The following is an 8,252-nucleotide window of genomic DNA, read 5'->3' on the forward strand; positions in this document are numbered from 1 at the left end:
AGTCAGGCCAGCAGGTCGATCGCGTCGATCGCCGTCCCCGCGCTGAGGAAGCCGGTCGTCCCCGAACCGCTCACCACGTTGATCTTCAGCACGTTGTACTGGCCGGTGTCGGTGAGCCAGGCACTGGCCGGGACGCTGTAGGTGAACGTGTGGTTGTTCCCCCGGTAGGACCCGTTGGTCAGCGACCGGGTGCTCGGCTGGGTGGGCGGCGAGGGGATGGCCGACGTCCAGGTGTCGTTGACGGTGACCTGCGGCCGGCCGTTGGCGTAGGCCGTCGTCACGCCGATCCGCAGGGTGTGCGCGGCCGCGGCCTGGGCGGCGGTGAGCTTGAAGTACACCAGCAGACCGCTGTTGACGTCCTTCCAGAGGTAGCAGGGAAAGGCCGAGGTCTCGCTACCGCCGCCGATGACCACGTTGCCGGTCCAGGCGGCGGCCCGGACGTCGGAGGGGTGCGCGTACGTCATCAGGTCGGCGTTCTTGAAGCCGCCCGGTGTGCCGTTCCAGTCGTTGATCCGCCAGATCGCGCTCGCCTTGGAGGGGTCGTTGGAGGACGGGATCGCGATCGAGTTGAGGGTCGTCGTGCCGCCCGCCGTGACCGTCACCGAGGTGGTGTGGACGGCGAGTTCGCCCTTGAACACGGTGAGCGTGTACGTCCCCGGCAGGACGCCCGGGACGGAGAAGTAGCCGTCCGAGGCACGCGCCGAACCCCAGTACTGCGCCGACGGGTTGGCGAGCGACATGGTGTACGCGTACGCCGTGTCGCGTCCGGTGATCCCGACGCCCGCGACCCGGCCCCGGCCGCTCGCGCCGACGTACCCGGAGATGCCGAGCGAGTCCGCCCACGGGGTGGTCAGGGTGCCCGGGAACAGCGACGAGGAGGGGGCGCCGCCGTCCGTGAAGGCGATGACGTACGGACCCTGGAGGCCGAAACGCTGCTCCTCGGTCTGGTTCTGGCCGTAGTACAGGATCTCGTACAGACCGCCGCCGTCCGCGCTCTGGTGGCGCAGCAGCGAGCGGTAGAACGGACCGCCGGAGGCCTTCTCGTGGTTGCTGCGCACGATCCACAGGCCGACCCCGCCGGAGGCCCAGCCGATGTAGTCGTAGTCCATCACCCGCCGCTTGGAGAAGTGCTTGGAGCGGGTCTGGCCGTCGGACTTCGCGAAGACGTCCGAGGCCTCGATGGTGCTGTTCGTGTACGTGTAGGAGTCGGGCTCGTCGTTGAGGAACAGGCCCTTCTTGACGCGCACGATGTAGCGGGTCGCGGAGACGGAGGTGTCCGCCTTGTTGGTCCACAGATAGATGTTGTTCTCGCCGCTGCGGGCCGCGTAGTAGTGCTTGAGCGTGCCGTGCGTGACGGAGATCAGGATCGTCGAGCCGGACTGCTTGACGCTGACGGTGGAGGCGCCGAGGCCGGACTCGATGTGCGAGTTCATGCCGCCGTAGCCCTGGTACTCCGTGCCCTTGTAGAGCAGCGAGGTCAGGTCGCCGTTGGCCTTGCTGACCTTGAAGACGAGGCTGGCGCCGGTGTCGACGACGTAGTGGGTGCCGTCGTCGGTGTAGCCGAAGGCCGCGGCGGACGCGCTCGTGGCGAGCGGCCCGGCGAGGGCGGCCGATCCGGCGGCGACGGTGCCGCCGAGGGTGCCGAGCACGAAGGCGCGGCGTCGGACCGGTCTGTTCGCGGATCCGGACATGTGGGGGTGCCTCCTTCAGGAGGGTGGGGGTGCGGATGATGGGCCAGGGTGACAGTTGAATCGATTTCGCGAAAGGGCTTTCGCCTGCCGGGAGTTGGCAATCTTGGGAAAGTCGGGCAAGCTCTAGAAAGCGCTTGCCCGTAGCGGTACGGTCCAGCCGCCAGACCTTGTCGCCCCGTCGCGGGACTGTCGGAGGAGCCGTATGAGACGTTTCAACCTCGCCGTACTGGCGGCGCTGACCCTGAGCGCCGGCCTGACCGCCGCACCGGCCCAGGCGCACGACGGCCGGCGTCCCCCGGGTGTCGACCACTGCGCCGCCGACGCCTGCCACTTCGACGTCGCGCCCGGGACCTACGACGTCACGGTCCTGCTCGGTGGCGACACCGCGTCGAGCACGAGCGTCAGCGGTGAGACCCGGCGCGCGCTGCTGCCCGAGACCCCGGTGCCCGCCGGTGAGCGGGCCGTCCGCAGCTTCACCGTGGACGTCCGCACCCCCGAAGGTGAGCCGACCGGTCCCGCGGGTTCGGCCGGTCTCGACCTCACGCTCGGCGGTCCGGCGCCCGCCCTCGCCGGTATCCGCGTCACCCCGGCCCCCGGTCACACTCGACCGGGCTCGCGCGGGCGGACCCCCGTCACCCGGCAGATCTTCCTGGTCGGTGACTCCACCGTGTGCGACCAGCCCGCGGAGCCCTACACCGGCTGGGGTCAGCAACTGCCGCAGTACTTCCGCAAGGGCCTGTCCGTCGCCAACTACGCGGATTCCGGGGAGAGTACGGTGACGTATCTGGGGAACCCCCAGTTGTGGGCCACCGTCCAACCGCACATCCGGCGCGGTGACCTGGTCCTCGTCCAGCTCGCCCACAACGACAAGACCACCGACGAGGCGACCTACCGGGCGAACCTGGAGACGCTGGTCGCGGGAGTAAGGGAGAAGGGCGGCACGCCCGTCCTCGTCACCCCGATCGTGCGACGCTGGTTCAACGCCGACGGCACGCTGAACAACGACACCGCCCTGCTGGTCAACGGCCTCGGCGTGAACCATCCCGAGGTGGTCCGCTCGGTCGCCGCCGCCGAGGACGTGCCGCTGATCGACCTGACGGCGAAGACGAAGGCGGTCGTGGAGTCGCTGGGCGTCGAGGGCTCCAAGGCGCTGTACCTCTACAACGAGAAACGGGACAACACGCACACCTCCACCCAGGGCGCCACGGTCTACGCGGGCCTGGTCCGCGACGCACTCGTCGCGCGGCACCTGGTGCCGAAGCGCCTGATACGGGTGGGATGAGCGCCTGGGGCGCCCCGACCGGAACCGGGGCGCCCCAGGTCCGACCCCCGGCACGAGCCACCCCTTTCCGGACACACCAACCCGCGCTCGCGCCGCACAGACCCGCCCCCCGGGCCGACAGCGTCAACTCCCTTTGCGGTACTGTCGTCCCGCGTCCCACCGGGCGTACTGTCCCGAAGTTGGCCGGAATCGATCCCTCTGCCGTTGCCGACACGGAGAAACGGCCGAATTCCACTACCCATTGATGTGTTGCAAGGACGTACCGGCAGGCATTCGCAGCGATCAGGGGCATGGAAGGACCGTTTGCGGGCGCTACCACATCGTGCGTCATCGTGTCGTCAGGGCGGTGGGTTCACGACGAAGTTGTGTCCCGAGCAGACTCAGTGGACGGCCAGATCTCGAAACGCGGACGGATGACTAGCATGAAGCCCTAGCTACCGGACGATCGCCTTCCCCCCGGGTGATCTCCTGCTGCCCGGAGCCGTCGCTGTCCGGGCGCTTTCGTTTTCCTGCCGCAAAGGACCGAGGACTGCTGCATGTCAGTGCCGTCACCGCTCAGCCACCACAGGTCAGCAAAGGCGTCCGACGCCTCGCCGGTCGCGCCCCTGGCGGCGCTGGTGGTGAGCGCCGCGGCGGCGGGGGCGGCGGTCGCGGCCGCGCCCGCGAACGCCCGCACCTGGACGGTGACCGTGGCTCTGGGGGCCTGGTTGTGCGTGGCGGCCACCGTTGTCGTCAGTACCTCGCTGCTCCGTGGTTCCCGCCGGTCCGCTGCCGCTCAGACAGCCGAAGTCGACGTGCTGCGAAGCCAGTTGGCGCAGCAGGTGGCCGCGTTCGCGCATCTGATGAACGTGACCCTGCCCGCGGTCGCGGAGCGGCTGCGGGAGGGAGCGAGCACGAACGAGGCGCTGACGAACGTGACGCAGCCGTCCGATCCACAGCTGCGGAAGATCGTGCATGCCTTCGCCTCCGTGGTCGAGTCGGACGTGAAGAGCGCCGTCGCGCTGGACAACGAACGGCGTCAGGCCCGGCAGGAACTGGCGCAGGTCGTCGCTGAGTCGGAACGGCTGACGAAGGAGACCCTGCCCGCCGCGATCACCCGCCTCCGGGAAGGCGGCTCCGCCGACACCGTCCTCGCTGAACTCGACTGGCCGCAGGCCCCGCTGCTCCGCGGCCCCGCCGAATCGTTCATTCGCGAACTCGCCCACAGCGAACGGCGGGCAGCCGCCGCGCAGGCCGCCTCGGCGAAGGCCTTGAGCCGGGTGCAGGCCAAGGCCGTCAGCATGCTCGCCGACCTGCGCGAGATGCAGGAGCGGCACGGCGAAGAGGTCTTCGGAGACCTGCTGAAACTGGATCACAGCACCTCGCAGCTGGGCCTGATGACCGACCGGCTCGCGCTGCTCATGGGCGGCCGTTCCAGCCGCGCGTGGAACAAGCCGATCGTGATGGAGAGCATCCTGCGCGGCGCGGTCGGCCGGATCGCCGCGTACCGTCGGGTACGGCTGCACTGCTCGACGAACGCCGCGATATCCGGGTACGCCGCCGAAGGCGCCATGCATCTGATCGCCGAACTGGTGGACAACGCCGCCAACTTCTCGCCGCCGATCGACGAGGTCCATGTGTACCTCGAGGAGCGCAGCGCGGGAATCGTCGTCACGATCGAGGACAGCGGCCTGAAGATGTCCGACGCGGCGCTGCGGCGTGCCGAGGAGTCGGTGGCCGGGCGGATGACGGACCTCGCCTCGCTGCAGGGCACGCGGCTCGGCCTGGCCGTGGTCGGGAGGCTGGCCGTCAAGTACGGCATCAGCGTCAACTACCGGCCGTCGTCACGCGGCGGAACCGGCGTCGTCGTACTCCTCCCCCCGCAACTGCTCGCCCAGCAGCACGACGCCGCGCCGCGGCAGACGGCCCCCCGCCCCGCCACGGCCACGGCGCCCGCGCCCGCGCGCACGGCCGAGCCCGAGCCCGCCGGCACCGTTCAGCCTGAGCCGGCAGACACCGCCCGGCCCGCGTCCGCCGCACCCTCGGTCGCAGCCGCACGGCCGGCTGCCGGGGCGGAAGCCCCCGAGCAGGGGACACACCCTCGTCCCGCGGACTCCACCCCGAACGGTCTGCCCGTGCGCGCCCCCGGCCGGACCATGGCCGAGGCCCAGGGCGAACGGCAGCGGCGCAGGGCGACGGCCGACGCCGTCGCACCGGACAAGACACAGGGGGACCCCGGGCAGGCGGACCCGACGCTGCCTCAGCGAGGGACGGCGAGGCGCGACGCGGGTTCACTCTTCGGCGCCTTCCACCGCGGACGCCAGTCCGACACCGGGTCGTGGGCCCTTCCCGACACCGACACCGACCACGCACCCGAGCCGCCGACCGGCCCGTAGGCCCCATGCCTCTCCCGTAGGGCGCTCGGGGCCCCGGCGCGCCCACGCCCCCCGCTCGACTCCCTGAGGATCGGAGGAACGGGCCGGTAACCCGACAGCCGGGCCTTACCGTCCCAACACCCACCATGCAGACCACAGACAACAGCCTCACCTGGCTCCTCAACAGCCTTCTGGAGCGCACCCCCGGCACGCGACACGCCCTGGTGCTGTCCCGGGACGGCCTGAAGCTGTGCTGGAGCGAACACCTGACGCTGGACCAGGCCGACCAGCTGGCGGCGCTCTGCTCGGGAATACAGGCCCTCGCCCACGGCGCGTCCGTGGAGTTCGGTGACGGAACCGGCGGTGTCCGCCACTCCATGACGGAGTTCCACGGCGGCCTGCTCTTCATCGTCGAGGCCGGCCAAGGGGCGCATCTGGCGGTCGTCGCCGAGGAGAACGCCGACCCCGGGGTGGTGGGCCACCAGATGACCGAACTGGTCGAGCAGATCGGCGAGCACCTGCGGGCCGAGCCCCGCCCGGCGCCTCAGGCGGGCGCCACGTCGTGATGCGCAGGCCCGTGGACATCGGTGATCCCGACCGGCTCTACACCGTCACGGGCGGACGCAGCCGTGCCGACGACCCGTTCGATCTGGTCACCCTCGTGGTCAGTGAGTGCGAACCTTCCCCCGGGATGCAGTCGGAGCACGCCCGGATCCTCGACCTGTGCCGGCACCCGACAGCCGTCGTGGAGATCGCCGCGGAGATGAAGCTGCCGATCACGGTGGTCCGCATCCTGCTCGGCGACCTCCTCGCCACGGGCGACATCACCGCCCGCCACCCGCGCGCGGCCCAGTCCGTCGCATCCCTCCCCGACTCCGCACTGCTCCAGGAGGTGCTCCATGGGCTCCGCCATCTCTGAGCGTCCGTCCCGCCCGACGCCCCTGGCCGACGCCGCCGAAACCGGACTGAAGATCGTCATCGTGGGCGGGTTCGGAGTGGGCAAGACGACCCTGGTCCGCTCGGTCAGCGACATCCGCCCGCTCAACACCGAAGAGGTGATGACCGACGCCGGTGTCGGCGTCGACGAGACGAAAGCGGTCGCGACGAAGACCACCACCACGGTCGCCTTCGACTTCGGGCGGATCAGCCTCACCGAGCGCATGGTCCTCTACCTCTTCGGCGCGCCGGGGCAGGAGCGCTTCTGGTTCCTGTGGGACCGGCTCTTCTCCGGCACCCTCGGTGCGGTCGTCCTGGTCGACACGCGCCGGATGGACGATTCCTGGTACGCGATCGACCGGCTGGAACACCACCGCACGCCGTTCGTGGTGGCCGTCAACCGCTTCGACGACGACCCCTCCCGGTACTCCCTGGAGGAGATCCGCCAGGCCCTCGCCCTGCCCGGACACGTACCGCTGATCGACTGCGACGCGCGGGTCAGATCCTCCGGCAAGGACGTTCTGATCACCCTCGTGAACCACCTCCACGAACTGGCCATGACCCGGGAGATGACACCGTGACCGATACCGGAGCGTCCTGGCCGGACGCGGCCGCACCCGGCTGCCCGGCCCACGCGGGCGCGGTGCGGCTGGGCGGCCTGGAATACCAGCAGACACCGTCGCAGCTGTACCGCACCCTGCGCAGGGAGCACGGCGCGGTGTCGCCCGTGCTGCTCGACGGGGACATCCCAGCCTGGCTCGTCCTCGGCTACTCCGAGGTCAGCTATGTGACGGCCCACGACGAGCTGTTCGCGCGGGACTCGCGGCGGTGGAACCAGTGGGAGAACATCCCCCCGGACTGGCCGTTGATGCCTTTCGTCGGATACCAGCCGTCGGTGCTGTTCGCCGAGGGCGCCGAGCACCAGCGGCGGGCCGGGGTGATCACCGAGGCGCTGGAGGGCGTCGACCAGTTCGAACTGGGCCGGGAGTGCCAGCAGATCGCCGACCGGCTCATCACCTCGTTCGCGGGCAGCGGCCAGGCGGAACTGATGAGCGCGTACGCGCACGCCCTGGCGATGCGGGCCGCTGTCCAGATGTGCGGGATGCCGCACAGCGGTACGGACACCCAACAACTCGTGGACGACCTGCGGATCTCCCTCGACGCGGCGGAGGGCGACGACCCGGTGGCCGCGTACGGGAGGGTGGGGGAGCGGATCCAGCGACTGGTGAAGGAGAAACGGGAGAAACCCGGACCGGACGTCACCTCGCGGATGCTGCGGCATCCGGCCGGGCTGACCGACGAGGAGGTCATCCAGGACCTGATCTCCGTCATCGCCGCGGCACAGCAGCCGACGGCCAACTGGATCTGCAACACGCTCCGGCTGCTGCTCACCGACGAGCGTTTCGCGCTGAACGTCTCGGGCGGGCGGCTCAGCGTGGGCGAGGCGCTGAACGAGGTGCTGTGGCTGGACACGCCGACGCAGAACTTCATCGGCCGCTGGGCGGTGCGCGACACCCAGCTCGGCGGACGGCAGATCAGGGCGGGCGACTGCCTCGTGCTGGGGCTCGCCGCGGCCAACACCGACCCGCAGATCTGGCCCGACGGGCACGTGGGTGCGGAGAACGCCGCGCACCTGTCGTTCAGCAACGGCGAGCACCGCTGCCCCTACCCGGCCCCGCTGCTCGCCGATGTCATCGCCCGCACGGCGGTCGAGACCCTGCTGGAGCGGCTGCCCGACCTGGTCCTCGCGGTGGAGCCGCAGGAGCTGGCCTGGCGCCCGTCCGTCTGGATGCGCGGACTGACCGCGCTGCCGGTGCGGTTCACGCCGGTGGTGCAGTAGTACTCCGTATGGGCGAGGGCGCGCCGGGTCCGCTCGCCGGAACGCAGATCCGTGGGAAGACGACGACGGACTGCGAAGGGCAGAGGATGAGACGCGGCACTCGCGGAACGCGGTGCGGGCCTGTGGACGGGGCCTGGCGCCACCCGCCC

The 8,252-nt window shown here is 70.5% G+C and carries 7 protein-coding genes; 6 read left to right on the forward strand and 1 reads right to left on the reverse strand.

From position 1 onward, the window contains the following. Nucleotides 1–2: 2 nt before the first annotated feature. On the reverse strand, nt 3–1,691 hold the full coding sequence (locus ABZ027_RS02170) for a rhamnogalacturonan lyase B N-terminal domain-containing protein (protein ID WP_356763397.1): 1,689 nt from the start codon (nt 1,689–1,691) through the stop codon (nt 3–5). Nucleotides 1,692–1,893: 202 nt separating this feature from the next. On the opposite strand from ABZ027_RS02170, the gene ABZ027_RS02175 reads away from it, so the two are divergent. The 6 genes from ABZ027_RS02175 to ABZ027_RS02200 all read left to right on the forward strand — a co-directional run bounded on the left by ABZ027_RS02175 (nt 1,894) and on the right by ABZ027_RS02200 (nt 8,103). Further along, nucleotides 1,894–2,973, forward strand: a complete 1,080-nt coding sequence (locus tag ABZ027_RS02175) for a rhamnogalacturonan acetylesterase (RefSeq protein ID WP_356763399.1) — start codon at nt 1,894–1,896, stop codon at nt 2,971–2,973. 536 nt (nt 2,974–3,509) lie between these two features. Beyond that, nucleotides 3,510–5,348 carry an ATP-binding protein gene (locus ABZ027_RS02180; RefSeq protein WP_356763401.1) on the forward strand — a complete coding sequence of 613 codons (1,839 nt, stop codon included), beginning with the start codon at nt 3,510–3,512 and terminating at the stop codon, nt 5,346–5,348. A 125-nt stretch (nt 5,349–5,473) separates the two neighbouring features. After that, entirely contained in the window at nt 5,474–5,893 is a 420-nt protein-coding gene (locus ABZ027_RS02185) for a roadblock/LC7 domain-containing protein (RefSeq protein ID WP_356763403.1), read from the forward strand. Further along, a complete protein-coding gene (locus ABZ027_RS02190) occupies nt 5,890–6,246 on the forward strand; it encodes a DUF742 domain-containing protein (RefSeq protein WP_356763405.1) in 357 nt (118 codons plus the stop codon). The genes ABZ027_RS02185 and ABZ027_RS02190 overlap by 4 nt, the downstream gene beginning before the upstream one ends. Beyond that, nucleotides 6,227–6,844, forward strand: coding sequence for an ATP/GTP-binding protein (locus ABZ027_RS02195; RefSeq protein ID WP_356763407.1), 618 nt, complete (start codon nt 6,227–6,229; stop codon nt 6,842–6,844). Before ABZ027_RS02190 ends, ABZ027_RS02195 begins: the two co-directional genes overlap by 20 nt. Continuing rightward, nucleotides 6,841–8,103 carry a cytochrome P450 gene (locus tag ABZ027_RS02200; protein ID WP_356763409.1) on the forward strand — a complete coding sequence of 421 codons (1,263 nt, stop codon included), beginning with the start codon at nt 6,841–6,843 and terminating at the stop codon, nt 8,101–8,103. Before ABZ027_RS02195 ends, ABZ027_RS02200 begins: the two co-directional genes overlap by 4 nt. Nucleotides 8,104–8,252: the final 149 nt, after the last annotated feature.

This window comes from Streptomyces sp. NPDC006332 (assembly GCF_040612855.1).
Taxonomy (GTDB): Bacteria; Actinomycetota; Actinomycetes; order Streptomycetales; family Streptomycetaceae; genus Streptomyces.